The organism is Myxococcus dinghuensis (genome assembly GCF_024198235.1).
GTDB classification, from domain to species: domain Bacteria; phylum Myxococcota; class Myxococcia; order Myxococcales; family Myxococcaceae; genus Myxococcus; species Myxococcus dinghuensis.
Genome location: NZ_JAKCFB010000057.1, coordinates 29,154 through 52,351 on the forward strand (window position 1 = coordinate 29,154; position 23,198 = coordinate 52,351).

General features: G+C 70.8%; 1 protein-coding gene. It reads right to left on the reverse strand.

All coding sequences use genetic code 11. The features are described 5' to 3' along the window. Positions 1-23,198: non-ribosomal peptide synthase/polyketide synthase (locus LZ198_RS39250; protein ID WP_407667504.1), on the reverse strand; the 23,198-nt coding region annotated here is incomplete at its 5' end.

A 23,198-nucleotide genomic window follows, 5' to 3' on the forward strand; every position in this document is an offset into this window, starting at 1 on the left:
TCAGGGGACGTGCTCCAGGGCCTCCTTCAAGCGCTCCGCCAGGAGCTGCACGCCTCGGCCTCGCAGCAGCGCGTAGTGGTCGCCAGGGATGACGTGCCGCTCCAGCGCCGCGCCCACGAGTGCCGCCCAACCTCGGTCCGCCGTCGCGCCTTCCTCGACCTCCGAGGCCTCGAACAACAGGGTCCGACCCGAGAGGGGGCGAGGCCCGTAGCGCAGCAGGGCCGCGTGGTGGGCCTCGAAGACCTCGAACAGGGCGCGCAGCCTCGAGAGGTCCATTCCCCGGGGCAGTGCTCCCGAGGCGAGCCCCGCCTCGAGCAGTCGCCCCAGCACCTCGTCGGGCTCCCGTCCGGCGAGCGAGGCCACATCCAGCTCCAGTGTCGCCAGGGACGCGCCCATCAGGTCCTTGGCGAACAGCAGCGCGGAGTGGAGTCGGGGCGCGGCGTCCTCCATCCCGCCCGCACGTGGCGCGTACGCGTCGAACACCGCGAGGAGCCCGACCGTCTCCCCCCGCGCGCGGAGCTGCCGCGCCATCTCGTAGGCCACGACACCGCCCAGTGACCACCCGCCGAGGAGATAGGGCCCGCGGGGTTGGACCTCTTGGACGGCCTCGACATAGGCGGCGGCCATCGCTTCGATGGAGGTCCTGGGGGCGGTGTCGCCGTCCACGCCCTGGGCCTGGAGGCCGTAGAAGGGGCGCTGCGTTCCCACCAGCCGGGCCAGCTCCGCGTAGCAGAGCACGTTGCCGCCCACCGGATGCACGCAGAAGAACGGCGTCCTGTCGGCCACCCCGGTGTGCCCGAACGGCACGAGGCTGGACGGGCGACTCGGGCGCTCCCTGCGAAGCCACTCCGCCAGTTGTTCGATGGTGGGGGCCTGGAAGAGGGTGGCGAGCGGCAACTTGCGACCCACGAGTTCGCCGACCTCCGCCATGAGCCGCACCGCCAGCAGGGAATGCCCTCCGAGGTCGAAGAAGCTGGAGCGCACGCCCACCGACGGGAGGCCGAGGACTTCCTCCCAGAGTCGCGCCAGCCGCAGCTCGAGCATGTCCCTCGGCGCCACCCACGCCCCGGCCTGGACCGACTCCGTCGTCGGCTCGGGCAGCGCCCGGGTGTCCACCTTGCCATGCGTCGTCAGCGGCAAGCGGTCCAGCACCATCAAGTGGGACGGGACCAGGTACTCAGGCAGGAGTTGCTGGAGCGCGCTCCTCAGCGCCGCCACGTCGAGGGGCTGGCTCGAACGCGACGTGACGTAGGCCACCAGGCGCTTGTCCCCGGGCGTCACCTCCCGCACCAGGACCACGGCCTCGCCGACCTCCGGCCGGCCGCGCAGCACGGCTTCGACCTCGCCGGGCTCGACCCGGAAGCCGCGCAGCTTCACCTGGGAGTCCACGCGCCCCAGGAACATCAGCGTTCCATCCGGCCGCCAGGAGGCCCGGTCTCCCGTGCGGTAGAGCCGTTCGCCCGGCGTGGTCGCGAAGGGGTGCGGCACGAAGCGCTCGGCCGTCAACGCGGGCTGCCCCGTGTAGCCACGCGCCAGGCCCGCGCCTCCCACATACAGCTCTCCCGGCATCCCGACCGGGACGGGCTGCATCGAATCGTCCAGGACGTAGACCTGCGTGTGATGGACGGGGTGGCCAATCGGTACCGTGACGCCGAGGTCCTCCTCGGAGGCGAGGTGATGCGTGGTGGTGAAGGTCGTGTTCTCGGTGGGGCCGTAGCCATTCACCAACGGACGACCCGTGGCCAGCCGTTCGCGCACCCTGGCCACCGACAGCACGTCACCGCCCGCGAGCACCTGGCGGATGGGGGTGAGCGCCTCCGGGCGATGTCGCTGGACCTGATCGAACAGGGCCGCCGTCAACCACAGCACCGTCACCTGGTGTCGGGAGAGCGTATGGGTCAGCTCGTCCAGGTCCACCGTCGCATGCGGATGGAGGACCAACTGAGCGCCATTGAGCAGCGCGCCCCAGATCTCGAAGGTGGATGCGTCGAAGGCGAGCGGCGAGAGCTGGAGGAGCACCTCCCTCGAGTCGAGGTAGACGAAGCCCGGGTCCTGCACGAGCCGCAGCACGCCCCGGTGGGCGATCTCCACGCCCTTGGGCTGTCCGGTGGAGCCCGAGGTGTAGGTGACGTACGCGAGGTGTTCCTCCCCGATGTGGACATACGGCATCTCGCGGGGCCGGCGCGCGATGAGGGCCTGGTCCGAATCGAGCCGCACGACGGGGCGCGTCCCCGCGGACAGCGTGTCGGCCAATGCCTCCTGGGTGAGGAGGACCGAGACGTTCGCGTCATCGAGCACGAAGGCTCGGCGCGGAGCGGGATGGCTCGGGTCGACCGGGACGTAGGCCGCGCCGACCTTGAGGATGGCCAGCAGGCCCACCACCATGTCGAAGCTCCGGTGCAGGCAGACCCCCACCCGCGCCTCGAGGCCCACCCCCAACGCGAGCAGGTGGTTCGCGAGCTGGGTCGAGCGCGCGTCGAGCTCCGCATAGGTCATGCGCGAGCGCCCCAGGACGAGGGCCACGGCATCGGGCGCGCGTTGGACCTGCGCGGAGAAGTGCTGGGCGATGTTCCCCACGGGGTGGCCGCGCGCGTGGGTGCGGTTCCAATCCGTGAGGACCGCGTGCCGCTCCGTCCGCGTCAGCAGCGGATGCCCGGACACCGGCGCATCGGGGTTCGCCACGGCGGCCTCCAGCAGGAGCTGGAGCCGGGTGACGAGCCGCTCCGCGGTGGTGCGGTCGAACAGGTCCGTGTCGAACACCAGCGCGCCGCGATAGCCGTCCGGCATCCGCACCATGGCCAGCTCGAGCTCGAAGCGCGCGAGCGCGTGCTCCATCTCGACGCCTCGCAAGGTCAGGTCCGGGAGCTGGACATCCACGTCGGGCGTGTTCTGGAAGTTGAAGACCACCTGGAACAGCGGCGTGCGGCCCAGGTCCCGGGCGGGCTGGATCTCCTCCACCAGACGCTCGAAGGGCACGTCCTGATGGTCGAAGGCCCCCAGGGTGGTGTCACGCGCCTGGGCCAGGAGTTCCCGGAAGGTGAGCGTCGGGGAGAAGCGGGCGCGCAGCACCAGCGTGTTGACGAAGAAGCCGATCAGCACCTCCGTCCCCGCGTGGCGGCGACCCGCGATCGGCGACCCCACCAGGACGTCCTCCTGTCCCGAGTGCCGATGCAGGAGGGCCTGGAACCCGGCGAGCAGGAGCATGAACGGTGTCACGCTCTCGCGTTGCGCCAGGGTCTCCAGGTCCTGGCTGAGCGCCCGCGACAGCGTCACGGGAGCCGCCGCGCCCCGGTGTGACCTCACCGCGGGGCGAGGACGGTCGGTGAGCAACTCCAGGGCGACCGGCGCACCGGCCAACCGCGTCTTCCACCAGTCGAGCTGCGTCTTCAACGTGTCGCCGCGCAACCATTCCCGCTGCCACGTGGCGTAGTCCGCGTATTGGAGCGTCAGCTCAGGAAATGGAGAGGGGGCGCCGCGGCTGAAGGCGTCGTAGAGCAGGAGGAGTTCCCGGGCCAGGAGCCCCTGGGACCAGGCGTCGCTGATGCTGTGGTGCATGCACAGCATCAGCACGTGCTCCGTCGGCTCCAGCACGAGCATCGTCATGCGGAGCAGGGGGCCCACGGCCAGGTCGAACGGCTGGTTCGCATCCTCCGACACGCGCCGCTCCACCTCCCGCCGGCGCGCCTCCGGGTCCATCCTCGACAGGTCCACCACCGAGAGCACCCCAGGGGTCGCCGGGTGGATGACCTGGTACGGCTCGCCCCGGTCCTCGTGGAAGGAGGTGCGGAGCGACTCGTGACGGCGCACCAACTCGTCGGCCGCGCGCTGGAACTTGGGCAGCGCCAGGCTCCCGGAGAACCGTATCGGCGCCGGCATGTTGTAGAGCGCGGTCCCCGGCTGCAACTGCTCCAGGAACCACAGGCGCTGCTGGGCGAACGACAGCGGAGGACGTGTGCCGGCCCGGGGGGCCTCGCCGGGTGACAGCGGCTCCGCGCGCCCCGGAACCGGCTGTCGCTGTTGCGCTGGCCCGGCGAGCGGGAGTTCTCCCAGCCGCGAGTCCACGTCGGTGACGATGCCCTGCAACAGGCGCTCGTAGTCCCGGCAGAAACGCTCCATCGACTCGTGGGCGAACAGGTCGGTGCCGTAGGAGAGCACGCCCGAGAAGCCACCGGGCCCGCGAGACACGTGCAGCGACAGCTCGAACATCGCCATCGGCGACACATCACTCTCCGCCTCCTCCACGACCAGCTCCTCGATGCCGACGCTCCCGGCGGGAGTGTTCAGGAGCGAGAACATCACCTGGAACAGGGGGGAGCGACGCGCGTCACGGGTCGGGAGCAGCTCCTCGACGAGCTTCTCGAAGGGGACGGCCTGGTGCTCGTAGGCGCCCAGCGTGTCGTCGCGGACCTGCTTCAGCAGCTCGCGGAAGCGCAGGGTCGGTTGGGGGCGCGCCCGCAACACCAGCGTGTTGACGAAGAAGCCGATCAGCCCTTCGGTGTCCGCGAGGTTGCGGTTGGCGATGGGGGAGCCGACGAGGATGTCCTCCTGGCCGGAGTACCGGTGGAGCAGGGTGTGGAACACCGCGAGCAACAACATGAACGACGTGACGCCCTCGCGCTGGGCCAGCGCCTCCAACGCCTCCGTGAGGGACAGCGACAGGTCCAGCCTCGCCACGTCTCCCTGGTGGTTGAAGACCGCGGGACGGGGCTTGTCCACCGGCAGGTCCAGCGTGACGGGCGCACCCTCCAGCGCCTGCTTCCACCATCCGACCTCGGCCGCGAGCGTCGCTCCACTCAGCCACTTCCGCTGCCAGACGGCATAGTCCGCGTACTGGACGGGGAGCTCGGGAAGGGGCGAGGGCAGCCGCTTGCGGAAGGCCTCGTAGAGCATCGAAAGCTCGCGCTTGAAGACCCCCAGCGACCACCCGTCGGAGACGATGTGGTGGACGTGGAGGACGAGGATGTGCTCGTCCGGCTGGAGCTTCAGGAGGAGCGTGCGGATCAACGGCCCCTTCGACAAGTCGAAGGACCTGCCCACCTCTTCGTTCACCAGCCGCAAGGCCTCGGCCCGGCGGACGGCCTCCTGGGCGATTCGCGACAGGTCCACGCGCTGCATCGGAACGAAGCTGGCGGCGTGGATCTTCTGCACCGGCTGGCCGTCCTTGTTCGCGAAGGTGGTGCGGAGGGCCTCGTGTCTCCGGACCAGCTCCTCGAACGTGCGTCGCAGGACGGCTTCGTCCAGCGTGCCGCGCAGGCGCAGGGGGAAGGGGTTGTTGTAGACCGTGGTGCCCGGCTGGAGCTGGTCGACGAACCACAGGCGCTGCTGCGCGAACGACAGCGGCAGGTCCTCCGTCCGGGGCGCGCGTTGGAGGGTGGGCGCCTTCGCCTGCGTGGCCGTCGATAGCCGTTCCGCGAGCTTCGCCACGGTGGGCGCACCGAACAGGTCTCCCAGGGGGAGCTCCACGCCCAGCACGGCGCGGATGCGTGACACCACCTGGGTCGCGAGGAGGGAGTGGCCGCCCAGTTCGAAGAAGTCGTCGTGGATGCCCACCGACTCCTGGTGCAGGACCTCCGCCCAGATGGCCGCGAGCCGTGTCTCCGTCTCGTTGCGAGGGGCGGCGTCGGGCGTGGCGGAGACCGCCGGCTGTTCGGGCGGGGGGAGCGCCTTCCGGTCCACCTTGCCGTTGGGGGAGAGGGGGAGGGCGGCCAAGAGCACGAAGGCGGAAGGCACCATGTATTCCGGCAGCCGCCGCTGGACGAGGGCCTTCAGCGTGCCGACCTCCAGCGCGTCGTCCTCCTCCGGGACGACGTAGGCCACCAGCCGCTTGTCTCCGGGGAGGTCCTCCCGGGCGATGACGACGACCTCGCGGACGCCGCCCAGCCCGCCGATGACGGCTTCCACCTCGCCGGGCTCGATGCGGAAGCCACGGATCTTCAATTGGAAGTCCACGCGACCGAGGAACTCCAGCGTGCCGTCCTCGCGCCAACGCACGCGGTCTCCCGTCCGGTAGAGGCGCGCGCCGGGCGTGGCGGAGAAGGGGTGCGGGACGAAGCGCTCCGCCGTCAGGTCGGAGCGGTTCAGGTAGCCCCACGCCAGGCCAGCTCCGCCCACGAAGAGCTCGCCCGGGATTCCAGGGGGCACCAGTTGGAGCGACCCGTCCAGCACATAGGCCGTCGAGTTGGACAACGGGCGCCCGATGGGGACCGACTGGCCCGGCTCCGCGCCAGCCCGCAGGGTGTGGGTGGTGGAGAACGTCGTGTTCTCCGTGGGGCCGTAGCCGTTGATGAGCACCGCGTCCGGCGCCACGCGCGCGAGGTGTTCCCGTACGCGCCGCACCGGGAGCACATCCCCTCCCGCGAGCACCTGCCGCACCTGCGCCAGGGCCTCCCCCTGGTGCTGGACGACCTGGTCGAACAAGGCCGCCGTCAACCACACGGAGGTGATGCCGGATTCCACCAGCAGCGCCCCCAGCGCCTCCACGGACTGGGCCTCGGACGGCGCGATGACCAGCCGCCCGCCGTTGAGCAGCGCTCCCCAGACCTCCAGCGTCGACGCATCGAAGGCCGCTGGCGCCAGGTGGAGGAAGACCTCCTCGGGGCCCATGCGCATGAAGGTGCTGCCTCGCACCAGTCGCGTCACGCCGCGATGGGGCACACAGACGCCCTTGGGCTGCCCCGTGCTTCCCGAGGTGAACATGACGTAGGCCAGATCGTCGCCGCCCAGGGGCTCGGTCGGCGCCGTGGCCGGCTGTCGGGCGATGACGTCCCAGTCGGCGTCGATGAGGACGGGCGGGAAGGTCAGCCCCGGCCACCCCTCGTCCAGGGACTGCTGCGTCACCAGGATGTCGACGCCCGCTTCACGGAGGATCCACGAGAGACGCTCGGGGGGATGGCCCGGGTCCAACGGTACGTAGGCCGCGCCGGCCTCGAGGACGCCGAGCATGCCGACGATGAGCTCCGCCGAGCGCTCCATGGCCAATCCCACCCGACTGCCACGACGGACCCCCAGGGAGCGCAGGTGGTTCGCGAGCCGCGCGGAGCGCTGGGCCAGCTCCGCGTAGGTGTACTGCCCGGAAGCCGAGGCCAACGCCACCGCGTGGGGAGTGTCCGCCACCTGCCGCGCGAAGAGCGCGGGGATGGACGCCTCGCGTGGCGTGTCCACCGCCGTGTCGTTCCACTCCACCAGCACCCGCCGGCGCTCGTCCTCGGTCATCAGCGAGAGCTGGGAGAGGGGCAGGTCCGGCTGAGCGGCGACGACGCGCGCGAGCACGGCCAGTCGCGCGGCGAGCCGCTCCACCGTGGCGGCCTCGAAGAGGCTCGTGGCGTACTCCAGGCTGCAACGCAGCGCGCCCTGCTCCTCGAACACATCCAGGTTCAGGTCGAACTTGGAGGTCCCCGTGTCGATGTCGACCTTGCTCAGGCTGAAAGACTGATGCGTCGCCTCGATGGGGGGCGTGTTGACCACGTTGAGCGAGACCTGGAACACGGGTGTCCGGCTCTGATCGCGCGGGACCCTCAGCGCCTCGATGAGCCGCTCGAAGGGGGTGTCCTGGTTCGAGAACGCCGCCAGTGCCGCGCTCTTCACCCGAGACAGGAGCTCACGGAACGACGGGTCCCCCACCAACTGGGTGCGCAGGGCGAGGGTGTTGACGAAGCAGCCGATGAGCCCCTCGACCTCGGGCCGGGTGCGTCCCGCGGTCGGGACGCCGATCGCGAAGTCCTCCTGGCCGGCGTGCTTGCCGAGCAGGACCTGGTACAGCGCCAGCATCACCATGAACGACGTGGCGCCTTCGCGGCGCCCCAGGGCGAGCACCGGCTCCACGACGTCACGCCCCAGGACGAAGTGCAGGATCGCGCCTGCGTGTGCCTGGATGGCGGGACGTGGCCGGTCCGTGGGCAGCTCCAGCGCGGGGACGTCCGTGAGCTGCGCCGTCCACCAGCGCAGTTGGCCGTCCAGCACCGCGCCTTCCAGCCACTCGCGCTGCCAGACGGCGTAGTCGGCGTACTGCACCGGCAGCTCGGGCAGGGGCGAGGGGCGCCCCGCGCTGAAGCACGTGTACAGAACCCCCAGCTCCCGGGCCAGGACGAGGTTGCACCACGCGTCGGAGACGACGTGATGGAGGGCAAAGGCGACGACGTGTTCCTCGGGCCCCATGCGCAGCAACCTCGCGCGGACCACGGGCCCCGTCTCCAGGTCGAAGACCTCGTGGGCATGGGCCAGGCACCGGCGCAGCATCTCGGCTTCGCGTGCCTCGCGCGTCTCACCCGGGACGTCCTCCAGTGGCATCGGAAGCGAGGCCTCCGGGTGGATGACCTGGACCGCGCCTTCCGGGGTGAGCCTGTACGTGGTGCGCAGCACTTCGTGTCGACGCACCAGCTCGGTCAAGGACGCCTGGAGCGCCCCCACGTCCAGCGGGCCCGTGAGCCGGAAGCTGGAGCCGTTGTTGTACGCCGTGCTCTTCGGCGAGAGCTGCTGGAGATACCAGAGGCGCTGCTGCGCGAACGACAGCGGCAGCGGGCCGTCCCGCTTCGCGCGGGGAATGGCCGTCGGTGTGGCGGGGGGCGCGGTGACGGCGGGCGCGGTCGTGGGGGACTTGGTGGGGCCCGGCGCCTTGATGGCGGGGGACTGGACCCGCTCCACCCTCCCGTCGGCGCGAAGGCGGCCATGGGTCCCCGTGCGGAGCAGCCGCGTCGCCCCTCCGGTGGGGTGCTTCACCAGCCGTCGCCGCTCCTCGTCCTCGGCCTTCCACAGACCGGAGGGGAGCCCCGCGCCCTCCACGGCCAGCTCGCCGACGACACCCACCGGAACGGGGCGTCCGGTCGGGTCCAGCACCCAGGCCCGGAGCCCCTTAGGTAGCCGCTCGGAGGGAGACCTCGGCAACATGGCCCCCGAGACGGGACTTCCCGCGAGGAGGACCTCGATGCCCGACGCGCGGTGCAGCGAGGTGGCCAGCTCGACGGACGCGCCTTCGAGCACCAGGACCCCGACGGCCCCCAAGGCCTCGCGGGGCACGGGCAACTCGCTCAACGTGCGCGCCAGCCGCGCGGACGTGTGCAGGAACACCGCGCCGGGGCCTCGCGTCAGCGACAGCAGCTCCTCGACGCCCTGATCGCCCTCGACCCGCACCTGCGCCATGCGCGTGCTGGCGTCCTGGTCCAGTCGTTCGCGGAGCCGGGCCAGCCGACGCAGCCCCTCCAGCACGACGGGCGTCTCCAGGCCGAAGTCGATGAGACAGGCGACCTCGTCCACATCCGCCTCGCGCACCTCCAGCAGGCGCTTCAGGCCGCTGTCCACGGTGCCGATGAGGCCGGTCCCCTTCGCGTGGTGCTCGAAGGTGTGCTCCAGGAGCGCCGCGATGTCCTCCTCCGACACCTTGTCGATCTCCCCCTGGAGGCCCTGGGTCGCGAGCAGGCTCGCGGTGATCTCCGCGGAGCTCCGGAAGTAGCTCAGCAGCGGCGCGCGAACCTGACGCAGCACCTCCTGCTCGTCGTCGCCGATGAAGGCGTGGAGCATGAGGGTGATGTGGCCTCGCCCCGCATGGCCATTGCGCCGCCAGGCGTCGCGGTACAGCGCGACCTTGCGCTTCAAGTCCTCCAGGGACTGGGCCAGGAGCCCCGTCAGCACGCCCGCGCCCAGCTCGCCCGCCAGACGAAACGTCTCCGGGCTGCTCGACGCCGTCAGCCACACGGGCAGCTCCCGCTGGACGGGCTTGGGGCGCAGGGCCAGCTCCAACTGCGCGCCGCCGCCGCCCGTGCGGAGGACCTTCGCCCCCCGCCACAGCGCGCGCAGGGTCTCCAGGTGCCGCACCAGCACGTCGCGGCGATTCTCGAAGTTCTGCGGCGCGAAGGTGAAGTCCGCGACGTGCCACCCGGTGGCCACGGACAGCCCGACGCGGCCGTTGGAGAGGTTGTCCACGACGGACCACTGCTCGGCGACCTGCATGGGGTCATGCAGCGGCAGCACCACGCTCCCCGAGCGCAACTTCAGGTTCCGGGTGACGGTGGCGAGCGCCGCCGCGACGACGGCGGGCTGGGGATAGAGCCCGCCGAACGAGTGGAAGTGGCGCTCGGGTGTCCAGACGGCGGAGAAGCCATGGGCGTCCGCGAACTTCGCGCCCTCGATCAGCAGCTCGTACTTCGGCCCCTTCAGCGAGTCCTCGTCGTTGGCGAAGTAGATGAGGCTCATGTCCATCGCCCTGGAGCGGGGCCCCTCGCCTCGGAGATGCACCAGGCGGGAAGCGACGCGTTCGGACGGGAACGTCACTCGGAGGCCACGCGAGAGCGCCCACAACTGCTCCAACTCCGGGCAATCCGCGGTGGGCTCCGTCGCCGCCACCCACGTCCCACCCTCGATGGGACGCAGGCGCTCGTCCATCGCGTCGAACAGCGCCGCCAGCTCCCCGGCCCCGAGGACCCAGGCGGGTCGACCAGGGCCCTGCGGCATCAGCCACGCCACCGTGCCGGCACCGCGCGCGCCGGCTCCGGACGCCTGCACGGGGAGGTCGGACAGCGACTCCTCGTAGAGGACACGCGAGGGGTCGAGCCGCGCGGAGGCCACGCCATCCTTCCGGGTGACGAGCAGCGGGCCCCGACCGTCGGGCGCGGCGTACGTCGAGAGTTCAGACAATCCCGAGGGGCTCACGGTGACGACCGCGCCACCTGCCTCGAGGATTCCCCACAGCACCGCCAGCTTGGTGGGAGATGGGGGCAGGCAGACCGCGACGGGTTCGTCGTTCCGCAGGCCCATCGACAGCAGGCGCCGGGCGATGGCGTGCGCCCGCGCGGACAGCGTGTCCCAGGTCCACGCGTGCTCGCCCTGGGACGCGGCCACGCTCCGTGAGTGTCGCGTGGCGCGCCCGTCGAGCTGGGCTGGCACGGACGTGGGCGACGTCTTCAGGGAGAGTGGCGCGGGCCAGTCCGCGCGTTCTGCCGCGGTGCCCAACCCCAGGTTCGAGATGCGCGCGTCGGGGTTCGCGAGGCCCGAGGCGAGGAGCACCTCCAGGTGCGCCATCATCCCGCGGGCGGTGCGCTCATCGAACAGCTCGGTGGCGTATTCGAGCGCGCCGCGAATCTGTCCGGGCTCCTCACCGAGGACGAGCGTCAGGTCGGACAGGGTCGCGCCCCATTGGACGGGCCCGTCGGGAATCTCCGCCATCGAGGCGCGTACACCGACCATCTCCAGGGCGCCGGCCCCGGTGCCGAGGGCGTTGTGGTACACGAAGACGGTGTCCGTCATGCGGCCCCGGTGGATGTCCTTCCCCGGGAGGACGCTCTCGCTCAGGTACTCGAAGGGCACGTCCGGGCGGGACTGCACCTCGTTGAGCTCCTGGCGCACGCGCACCAGCAGTTCGCGGAACGTCGGATCGTCCCCGAAGCTCGTGCGGAACGCGACCGAGTGCGCCACATAGCCGATGAGGGGCAGCAGCTCCGGGCGCGTGCGGTTGGCGATGGGCGTGCCCACGACGATGTCCGTCTGTCCGCTGTAGCGGTGGAGGAGCGCCTGCCACCCCGCGAGGACGAGCAGGTAGGGGGTGAACCCCTCCCGCTTCCCGAAGGCCGTCAGCTCCCGGGAGAACGTCGGGCTGAAGGCCACGGGCATGCGCACCGACGTCAGCGGGCTGTTCTCCGGGCGCGGCCGATCCGTGGGCACGTCGATGCGGCGAGGCATGCCCGCGAGTCGGGTGCGCCACCACTTCTCCTGGTCCACGAGGTGCCCGTCGCGGATGCCTCGCCGCTGCCAGGCCCCGAAGTCCGCGTACTGCACGGGGAGCGGCTGCAAGCCGGAGGGCCTGCCTTGCTTGATGGCGGCGTAGAGCTGCCCCAGCTCATTGAGGAAGATCCCCATGGACAGGGTGTCACTGACGACGTGATGGATGCCGGCGATCAGGATGTGACGCCGGGGTTCCAGTCGAAGCAGCGTCGTGCGGACCACCGGGCCGCGGACCAGGTCGTACGGGGCGCCCGCGTCCTCGCGAGCCAATCGCATCGCCTCCACCTCCCGGGCCTCCGGGGTCGCGCCATGCACCTCCACGACCGGGAGGGGGATGCGGAACGACGCGTGGAACCGTTGGACGGGGCGCCCGTCCACGGTGTCATAGGTGGTCCGCAAGGCCTCGTGGCGTTGGACGACCTCCTGGAGGGCGCGCTCCATCGTCGGGACATCCAGGTCCCCGTCCAGGCGCAGGAGCACCGGGATGTTGTAGGCGGACAGGCCCGGCAGGTACTGCTCCAGGCGCCAGACGCGCTCCTGGACGAAGGAGAGGGGGACCTCGCCCACGCGGGACACGGGGGCCAGGGGTTGCTCGCGCGAGGGCGCCGCGGGGGTCGACAGGGAGAGCAGGGGCTCGATGCGCCGCGCCAGCGAGGAGACGGTGGGCGCCTCGAAGAGCACCGCGAGCTGGAACTGGACCCCGAACTCCTCGCGCACCTGGTTGAGGAGCTGGGCGGCCATCAGCGAGTTGCCGCCAATCTCGAGGAAGTCGTCGTCGCGGCCCACGAACTCCACGCCGAGCCGTGCTCGCCAGAGCGCCGCGAGGCGCTCCTCCACGTTCCCACGGGGCCTGTCCGCGCGCCCGGTCGGCTCCTGCGCAGGGCGCTCCAGCGAGGCCGGCGCCAAGGCGGGCGCCGCCGAGACCGACGCAGGCGCCACCGACACGACGCCGTGGGGTGGCATGGGGATGGCGGTGATGGGGGGCTCGAGCGCGACAGGCGCGCGGGCGTTCGCCATGCTCCCGCCGGAGGGCTCCGCTGGAGGCACGTCGATGCGTGGGACATGGCCGTCGGCGGTCATGCGCAGCGGAGGCTGCTCGGCGGCGGCGACGTGGGCGACCTGGACGCGAGGCGCGCTGGTGGAGGGGGGCTCCACCCAGACGCGGCGCTCCTGGAACGGGTAGGTCGGCAGGTGGAGACGCTGGCGCGGCTCCCCCGCGAAGACGGCGGACCAGTCGATCTCCAGGCCCTGGGTCCACAGCTCCCCCAGCGTCGCCAGGAGGCTGGCGTGCTCCGGCGTGGCCCCGCCGCGCTTCAACGTGGCCAGGGCCTTCACCTGTCCCTGGTCCTGGCCCAGGGAGGTTCGCACCAGGGGGGTGAGGTCCTGACCGGGCCCCACCTCCAGGAGCACGCTGCAGCCGTCCTCCAGCAACGCGCCCACCGCGTCCGCGAAGCGAACGGGCTGGCGCATCTGGTCCGCCCAGTAGCGAGGCGCGGCCAACTCGCCGGGATGGGTCAACCTCCCCGTGACGCTCGAGACGTAGCGGACGGAGGGCGCGGCCCGGCGCAACGACGCCACCACGCGCTCCAGCTCCGGCATCAGCGGCTCGACGTCCGCCGAGTGGAACGCATGCGGCGCGGGCATCCGCACCACGCCCACGTCCTGCGCCTTCAGCCGCGCCTGGAGCCGTTCGACCTCCACCGCGGGACCCGAGACCACGCAGCGATCCGGTCCATTGACGGCCGCGAGTGACAGCCGCCCCGACAGCAGCGGGAGGACCTGGGACTCGGGCAGCGCCACCGCGAGCATGCCGCCCGGCGGCATGCGGTGCATCAGGTCTCCGCGCGCCACGGCCAGCTTCAGCCCGTCCTCCAGCGACAGGACACCCGCGATGCACGCGGCGGCATATTCCCCGAAGCTGTGGCCGAGCACGGCGTGGGGCCGCAGTCCCCAGTCCATCCACAGGCGCGCCAGTGAATACTCCACGGCGAAGAGCGCGGGCAGGGCGACGCGGGTGTCACCGAGCAGCGCCGCGTGCTCGGCATCGGTCCCTGGCGCGGCGCGAATCAACGCGTGGACGCGCTCGCGCAGGGACTCCGGGAGCAGGCCCAGGCACGTCTCGAGGGAGGCGCGGAACCGCGGCTCCCCGTCATACAGGTCGCGGCCCATGCCGAGCTGCTGAGTGCCCTGGCCTGGGAAGATGAAGGCCACACGTCGACGTCGGGCCGCCTCCAGGTCCTTCACCTTGACGGGGGTGTACGGCTTGAGGAGCTGTCGATGCAGGTCGGCCGCGTCGTGAGCCACGACCGCGCGGCGATGCTCGAAGGCCTTGCGGCCGACGGCATGGGTGAAGGCCGCGTCGGCCAGGAGGCCCTCGCCGGAGAGCGCCTCTGCATGCGCGGCGAGCTGCCTGGAGGCGGCTTCGAGTGCCTCGGGGGAGCGCGCCGAGAGGACGAAGACCTGGTGGGAGCGACGGGACGTACCGCTCGGAGGCATGGGGGATTCCTCGAGGATGGCGTGCGCGTTGGTTCCGCCGATGCCGAAGGAGCTGACGGCGGCGCGCCGCGGCGTCTGGCTCCGTGGCCACGGTCTGAGCGTGGTGTTGACGAAGAAGGGCGTGGCGTCGAAGTCGATGCGCGGATTGGGGCGCTGGTAGTGCAGGCTCGGAGGGACCTCGCCATGGTGCAGCGCGAGCGCGGCCTTCATGAGCCCCGCGAGGCCGGCCACCGTGTCCAGGTGCCCCACGTTGCTCTTCAACGACGCCAGCGCGATGGAGCCCCTGTGCTGGGGCCCCAGGCCATAGGCGCGCTGGAGCGCGGCCACCTCGATGGGGTCTCCCAGGGGCGTGGCGGTGCCGTGGGTCTCCACGTAGGCGATGTCCTCCGCCTTCACGCCGGAGAGGGCGAGCGCCCGGCGGATGACGGCGGCCTGTCCCGCCACGCTGGGCGCGGTGAAGCCGGACTTGTCCCGGCCGTCGTTGTTCGTCGCCGTCGCGCGAATCACCGCGTAGACGGAGTCGCCGTCGCGCACCGCGTCCTCGAGGCGCTTGAGTACGATGCACGCGACGCCGTTGCCGGTGACGGTGCCCTGGGCCTGGGCATCGAAGGGACGGCAGTGGCCGTCCGGCGAGAGGATCATCCCTTCCTGGTAGACGTAGCCCGTGCGTTGCGGCACCGACAGCCGCGTCGCTCCGGCCAGGGCCACCTGGGCCGCGCCCGACAACAGGTTCTGGCAGGCGAGGTGCACGGCCACGAGCCCGGTGGAGCACGCGGTGTTGATGAGGACACTCTCGCCCGTGAGCCCCAGCTTGTAGGACGTCTTCGTCGCGAGGCTGGTGTGGGTCGCCGTCCCGTAGAGCTCGAAGAGCGCCGCCCCGTCGATGGGCATCGAGGCCCGGACGGCGTCCGCGTAACCGGAGTCGATGGCGCCCGCGTGGAGGGAGATGGCGCCCGGGAAGCGGTCCGGGTCCACCCCTGCGTCCTCCAGCGCGGTCCAGGCCGTCTGGAGGAACAGGCGCTGCTGCGGGTCCAGCCACTGCGCCTCGCGCGGCGACATGTCGAAGAAGGCGGGGTCGAACAGGTCCACGCCGTCGAGCACGCCTCCCGCGGGGACGAACGCCGGGTGCTGTCGCAAGTCCAGGTCCGCGGGCAGGCCTGGAGGTCGCTCGACCTCCGCGTCCGTGAAGCGGGAGATGGACTCCACGCCGTCGCGCAGGTTGCGCCAGAACTCCGTCACCGAGCCCGCGCCGGGGAACCGGCCCGCCATGCCGATGATGGCGATGGCACCCGAGGTGGCGGGTGGCGGGAGCCGGGGCTCGGCCGGGAGGGTAGACGGCCGAGGTGCCTCGGAGGCGGGGGCCTCGGCGGAGCCCTGACGCTGGCGCTCCAACGTGGTCGCGAGCCCGTGAACGGTGGGGTACTCGAACAGCCAGACGACTGGAATCTCCTGGCTCAACGCCTCGCGCAGGCTCGTGGCGATGCGAACCACGGTGAGCGAGGTGCCTCCCAATTCCTCGAAGAGGTGGTCGTGGATGCCCACGTGCTCGGTGCCCAGCGCCTTCGCCCACACCGCGGCGATCTGCTGCTCCAGCGGATTCGAGGGCTCGATGAAGCGCCCCTTGCGTCCGGTGGACTCCGCGTCCGGCACGGGGAGCGCCGCGCGCTCCACCTTGCCGCTCGTGCCCACGGGCAACGCCTCGAGCGCGACGAGGATGGACGGCACCATGTACTCAGGCAGTTGCTGGCGCAGCTCGACGCGCAGGCTCGCCGGGTCCAGGGATTGGCCGGCGCGCGGCGTGACGTAGGCCACGAGGCGTTTGTCGCCCGGCACGTCCTCTCGCACGATGGCCACGGCCTCGTTCACCGTGGGCAGGGCCCGCAGGGCCGTCTCCACCTCCGACAGCTCGATGCGGAAGCCGCGGACCTTCACTTGATGGTCCGCCCGGCCGATGAACTCCAGGACGCCGTCGGAGCGCCAGCGGACCAGGTCTCCCGTCCGGTAGAGGCGCTCGCCAGGCGTGGTGGCGAAGGGATGGGGGATGAAGCGCTCGGCGGTCAGCGCGGGACGCGAGACGTATCCACGCGCCAGCCCCTCACCGCCGAGGAACAGCTCACCCGGGACGCCGATGGGGACCGGGTGCAGGTCGGCGTCGAGCACGTACACCTGGGTGTTGGCGATGGGCCTGCCGATGGGGACGGACTCGCCCACGTGCTCGAGCTTCGTGAGGGGGAAGGCCGTCGCGACGACGGAGCACTCCGTGGGCCCATAGCCGTTGGTGAGGGACACGCGCATCGCGGACAACATGCGCCGGGCGTGCGTCGCGGAGAGGACATCGCCTCCGACGTGGACCTCCCGCAGGCGCCGCAGGACGTCGGGCCGGTGCTCCACGAGCTGCGAGAAGAGTCCGGACGGCAGGTGGATGTACGTGACGCCGTGCCGCTCCAGCACGTCCCCGAGTCGCGCCAGGTCGCTCGGCAGCGCGTCCGCGGGGTACAGGACGAGCCGGCCCCCATTGAGCAGCGCGGGCCAGATCTCCATCACCGAGCCGTCGAAGGAGATGGGGGCCAGGAGGATGCCTGTCTCCCGAGTGCCGTAGCGGACATAGGGCTCCGCCTGGCACAGCCGGAGCAGTCCCCGGTTCTCGATGCCGACCCCCTTGGGGCGGCCCGTGCTTCCCGAGGTGAAGATGACGTAGGCGAGCTGACGTGGCCCCGCGACGGAGTCCGGGGGCGCGACGGGCGCGTCCGACAGGTCCAGCTCCTCGGGGAAGAGGGGCTCGGGCGCCGGGGCGGGGAGACTCAGTCGCTCGCGGAGGGCTCGTGAGGTCAGCAGGAGGAGCGGCTTCGCGTCCTCCAGCATGTACGCGAGACGTTGGCCGGGATAGGACGCATCCAGGGGCACGTAGGCCCCGCCCGCTTTGAGGATGGCCAGGAGCGAGACGATCAGCTCGACCCCTCGCTCCAGGCACACCGCCACGAGGGTGTCGGGCCCCACGCCTCGGGCGCGCAGGGTGTGCGCGAGCCGGTTGGCGCGAGCCTCGAGGTCTCCATAGGTGACCCGCTCGTCGCCGGCCTCCAATGCGACGGCGGAGGGACGCAGGCTCGCGTAACGGGAGAAGACCTGCGCGACGGTGCCGTCGGAGTCATAGGGCCGCGTCGTGTCGTTCCACGCGACCAACATCCGCTGGCGCTCGTCCGGCGGCACCATGTCCAGGCTGCTCAGCGGCGCATCCGGAGTCCGCCCCACGGCCTCGACCAGGGTCCGCAGGTGCTCGCCGAGTCGCTCCACGGTGGACGCGGTGAACAGATCGGCGCTGTACTCGATGACGCCTCGGAGCGCGCCGGCATCCTCGTAGGTGATGAGGCCGAGGTCGAAGCGCGCCGAGTCGTTGGAGACATCCAACGTGCGCAAGGTCAGCCCGGCGATGCGGGTCTGGTCGACCGGCATGTTCTGGAGGGCGACGACGACCTGTACCAGGGGATTGCGGCTCAGGTCCCGTTGGGGCTGGAGCTCCTCGACGAGCTTCTCGAAAGGCACGTCCTGGTGTTCGTAGGCCGCGAGCGTCATCTCGCGAACCTGGGCGAGCAGGCTCCGGAACGATTCGCGCGGGTGGACCCGGGCCCGCAGCACCAGGGTGTTGACGAAGAAGCCGATCAACCCCTCCAACTCGTTGCTCCGGCGCCCCGCGATGGGCGAACCCACGAGCAGGTCCTCCTGCCGGCTATAGCGCGACAGGAGCAGCAGCCAGACGCTCGCGAGCGCCATGAACGGCGTGGCCCCGGACCGCTGCGCGAGTTCGAACAGGGGCGCCACCTGCTGCCGGGACAGATGGATGGGCAGGGAGCCGCCGCGCGCCGACCGGATGGTGGGACGCGGCCTGTCCGTGGGGATTTCGAGGACCATGGGCGCCCCCATGAGCCGTTGCTTCCACCAATCCACCTCGCGCGCGAGCGTCTCGCCCTGGAGCTGCTGGCGCTGCCAGGCCGCGAAGTCGATGTATTGCATCGGGAGGGGCGGCAACGACGGTGTCCTCCCGGACGTGAACGCCTCGTAGGTCTCGACGACCTCCCGGCGCAGCACGCCCAGGGACCAACCGTCCGAGACGATGTGGTGCATCGCGAGCACCAGCACATGTCGCCGCTCCTCCAGCTTCAGCAGGTGCGTGCGGAGGAGGGGACCCGAGGCGAGTTCGAAGGGGGTACTCGCCTCTTCTCCGATGAATCGCTCCGTGGCCTGCTGGAGGGCCTCGGGGGGGACCGTGGTCAGGTCCGTGAGCGGCAATACCCAGTACGCGTGAGGGTGAACCACCTGGATGGGAGTGCCTTCGCTCAGGTGGAAGGTCACCCGCAGCGACTCGTGACGCGAGACGATGTGGTCCAGCGCGCGGCGCAAGGCCTCCTGGTCCAGCGCCCCCTCCAGGCTCATGGCACCGACGATGTTGTATTCGGCGCGCCCAGGCTGGAGTTGATCCAACAACCACAGGCGCTGCTGCGCGAACGACAGCGGCAGCTCGCCATCCCGGGAGAGCCGCTGGGCTGTCGGCGCCCGAGGCGCGGCGGTCCGATGGAGCATGGCCTCCTCGACCATCTCCGTCAGCCGCGCCACCGAGGGCGCATCGAACAAGGCCTTCACGGGGAGCTCCACGCCAAAGGTGCTCCGCAAGCGGGAGACGACCTGGGTGGCGATGAGGGAGTGACCTCCCAGCGCGAAGAAGTTGTCGTGGGGCCCCACGGTCTCCACGCGGAGCAGCTCGCGGAAGATGGCGGCGACACGCTGCTGGAACGGCGTGAGGCGATACGAGGCTGTCGGCTCCAACGGTGTCGCTCCCGTCACGGAGCTGACCGGCGCGGGCAGGGCCTTGCGGTCCAGCTTTCCACTGGGACTCAAGGGGAACTTCGACAGCACGACGAAGTGCGCGGGCACCATGAACGTCGGCAGGCGCTCTCCCAGGGAGGACTGGAGCGCCGCAGTGTCCAGCTCCGGCGACGTGGCGACGACGTAGGCGACCAGGCGCGGATCGCCTGGAGTGTCCTCCCTCACGAGCACCACGGCTTCGCGCACGGTGGGTTGCGCGAGCAGCGCGGCCTCGATTTCGCCGAGCTCGATGCGGAAGCCACGCAGCTTGACCTGGAAGTCGGCGCGGCCGAGGTACTCGATGGCACCGTCGGAGGCCCAACGCGCGAGGTCTCCGGTGCGGTACATGCGCCCGTGGGCATCAGGCCCGAAGGGGTCGGGAACGAAGCGCTCGGCGGTGAGCTGAGGCCGGTTCCAATAGCCTTGGCCTACCTGGACACCGCCGATGAAGAGCTCGCCCGGAACGCCGATGGGGCAGGGCTGGCCCTGGGCGTCGAGGACGTAGAGGCGGGTGTTGGCGACGGGCCGGCCGATGGGGATGGTGGAGCGGGTGTCTCCGCGGACGCAGTGCCAGAAGGAGACCTCGACGGCGGCCTCGGTGGGGCCGTAGAGATTGAACACCTCGGTGGTCGCGGGAAGGCGCGCGTGGGCGCGCTTCACCAGGTCGACAGGGAGGGCCTCTCCGCTGCACACCACGCGCTCGAGGTGCGTCAACGACTCCAGGCCGGGCTCCTCCAGGAAGACGCGCAGCATCGAGGGGACGAAGTGGACCGTCGTCACACGCTGCTCGGCCAGCAGCTTCACCAGATAGCCTGGGTCCTGGTGCCCTCCCGGTCTGGCGACGACCAGTCGTGCGCCGGAGATCAGCGGCCAGAAGAACTCCCAGACGGAGACGTCGAAGCTGAAGGGCGTCTTCTGCATCACCGCGTCGGCGCCCGTCAGCGCGTACTCCTGCTGTATCCACAGCAGGCGGTTGACGATGCCCCGGTGGGCATTCATGGCCCCCTTGGGGCGGCCCGTGCTGCCCGACGTGAAGATGACGTACGCCAGCGAATCAGGGTCGGCCAGCGGCGCGGGCCGGGAGGTGGGACGCCGTGAGAGGACCTCGGCCTCCGTGTCCAGGCAGACCCCATGTGCCGAGTGCCGAGGCAGGACTTGGAGGAGCCGCTGGTGCGTCAGCAGCACGGGGGCCTGGGCATCCTCCAACATGCCTGCCAGTCGCTCACGGGGATAGGCCGGGTCCAACGGGACGTAGGCGGCGCCGGACTTGAGGACGGCCACGAGGGCCACCACCATGTCCAGTGAGCGCTCCAGGCAGACGGCCACGAGGCGGTTGGGGCCGGCGCCCAGGGCGCGCAGGTGGTGGGCGAGCTGGTTGGCGCGGGCATCCAACTGCGCGTAGGTGAGCACCTCCGATTCGAAGCGCACGGCCTCGGCGTGAGGGGTGCGGTCCACCTGCGCCTCGATGAGCGTGTGCAGGAGGACGTCCGTCGGATAGCGCTCCGCGCGGCCCTGGAACTCCGCCAACACCTTCCGGCGCTCGTCTTCGGGTAGCAGCGGTAGCCGCCCCACTTGGGTTCCAGGGTCGCGAACCGCGGCCTCCAACAGGACCACCCACTGACGACACAGCCGCTCGGCCGAAGCCGGAGAGAAGACGTCGAGGCTGAACTCCAGGGCCCCGTCCAGGGAACCCTCACGCAGCTCCGTCATGGAGAGCGTGAGGTCGAAGCGCGCCGTGTCCGTGGCCGTCCTCAGCACCTCCACCTGGACCCCCGGCAGGTCAGGAGCCTGGATGGGCGCGTTCTGGAGGACGAACATCGCTTGGATGAGGGGGGAGCGGCGTCCATCCCGCTCACCCCCGAGTGACTCCACGAGCCTGTCGAACGGAACGTCCTGATGGACGTAGGCGAACAGCGATTCCTCGCGGACCCTCGCCAGCAGCTCCCTGAAGCTCCGCGAGCCATCCACTCTCGCCCGCATCACCAGCGTGTTGACGAACACGCCGATGAGTGGCTCGAGCTCGGACCTCGTGCGTTGTGCGACCGGGCTGCCGACGCAGAAGTCGTCCTGTCCGGAGTGCCGCGCCAGTACGGCCTCGAAGGCCGCGAGCAGGACCATGAACAGCGTGGCCCCTTGCGCGCGCCCCAGCTTCTCCAACTCGGCGACGAGGTGTGGCGGGATGACGAAGGCGTGAGTCCCTCCCCGGGTCGTGCGCAGCAGGGGGCGCCCCGAGTCGGCGGGAAGCTCCAGTTCGGGAACGCCCTGGACATGGGCTTTCAGCTCGGCCAGTTGGGCCTGGATGGCCTCGGACATGACCCACTGGCGCTGCCATGCCGCGTAGTCGGCATATTGGATGGCCAGCGCAGGAAGCCGGGCTGCGAGCGCTCCGACCTGGGCTCGATAGAGCGCCGCGACCTCATGCAGGAGGGCGCCCATCGACCAACCGTCCGCGACGATGTGGTGCATGCACAGGAGCAGCACGTGCTCCAGGTCGTCCACGCGCACCAGGACGGTGCGGAGGAGCGGCCCCTTCTCCAGATCGAACCGATGGTGGGCCTCCAGGCTCATCCGGGACCGCAGCGCGGCCGAGCGCTCGGCGGAGGGCAATGCGCCCAAGTCGACGACGGGCAACACCCATTCGCTCGGAGTGGCCTCGATGCGCTGGAAGGGGTGCCCTTCCCGAGCAAAGAAGGTCGTGCGCAGCACTTCGTGGCGGCGCACCACCGCGCCGAACGTCGCCCGCAGGGCCTCGATTTCGAGAGGTCCCGTCAAACGCAGCGCCACGGGGATGTTGTAGACGGCCTCTCCGGATTGGAGTTGCTCCACGAACCACATGCGTTGCTGGGAGAAGGAGAGCGGAAGCTCCGCTCCCCGGGGCGCCGGGAGCAGCGGAGGCATCGTCGTCCGTGAGCCTCCCAGCAAGACGGCCTCGACCTGCGCGGCGAGCCGAGCCAGCGTGGAGGACTCGAACAGCTCGCGCAACGACAACTCCGCGCCGAGGAGCGTGCGGATGCGCACCATGAGCTGGGTGGCGAGGAGGGAGTGCCCTCCCAACGCGAAGAAGTCGTCGTCCAGGCCCACGTGTGACACGCCCAGCAACTCGCGAATCATCGCGGCGAGCTGCTGCTGAACGAGCGTCAGCGACTCACCGCCCTTCGCGGACGCCGAAGTCCACTGGGGTTCCGGTAGGGCCCCGCGGTCCGTCTTCCCGTTGGGTGCGAGCGGGAACGCGGCCAGGGGAACGAACGCGCTCGGGACCATGAACTCCGGAACGTGTCTTCGCAGCATCTCCTCGAGCCCCGCCACGTCCACGGTCGCGGGCGTGACATAGGCAACGAGCCGAGGCTCCCCCGAGGCACGCTCCCTCAGGGTGACGATGGCCTCCGACACCTCCGGCTGGAGACGCAGCGCGGCTTCGACGTCGCCGAGTTCGATGCGGAAGCCACGGAGCTTGACCTGGAAGTCGGAGCGGCCGAGGTACTCGAGGGTGCCGTCGGAGGCCCAACGGGCGAGGTCTCCAGTGCGGTACATGCGCCCGTGGGCGACGGGCCCGAAGGTGTCGGGGAGGAAGCGCTCGGCGGTGAGTTGAGGCCGGTTCCAGTAGCCCAGGCCGACCTGGACGCCGGCGATGAAGAGTTCGCCCGGGATGCCGATGGGGGAGGGCTGGCCGTGGGCGTCGAGGACGTAGAGGCGGGTGTTGGCGACGGGCCGGCCGATGGGGATGGAGGGGCGGGTGTCACCGCGGACGCAGTGCCAGGAGGAGACGTCGACGGCGGCCTCGGTGGGGCCGTAGAGGTTGTGGACCTCGGAGGTGGAGGGCAGGTGCGCGTGGGCGCGCTTCACCAGGTCGACAGGGAGGGCCTCACCACTGCACACCACGCGCTTGAGGTGCGTCAGCGACGCGAGGCCGGGCTCCTCGAGGAAGGCGCGCAGCATGGAGGGGACGAAGTGGACTGTCGTCACGCGCTGCTCGGCGAGCAGCTTCACCAGGTAGCCCGAGTCCTGGTGCCCGCCGGGCTGTGCCACCACGAGTCGTGCGCCGGCGAGCAGGGGCCAGAAGAACTCCCAGACGGAGACGTCGAAGCTGAAGGGCGTCTTCTGCACCACCGCGTCCGCGGCCGTCAGTGAGTACTCCT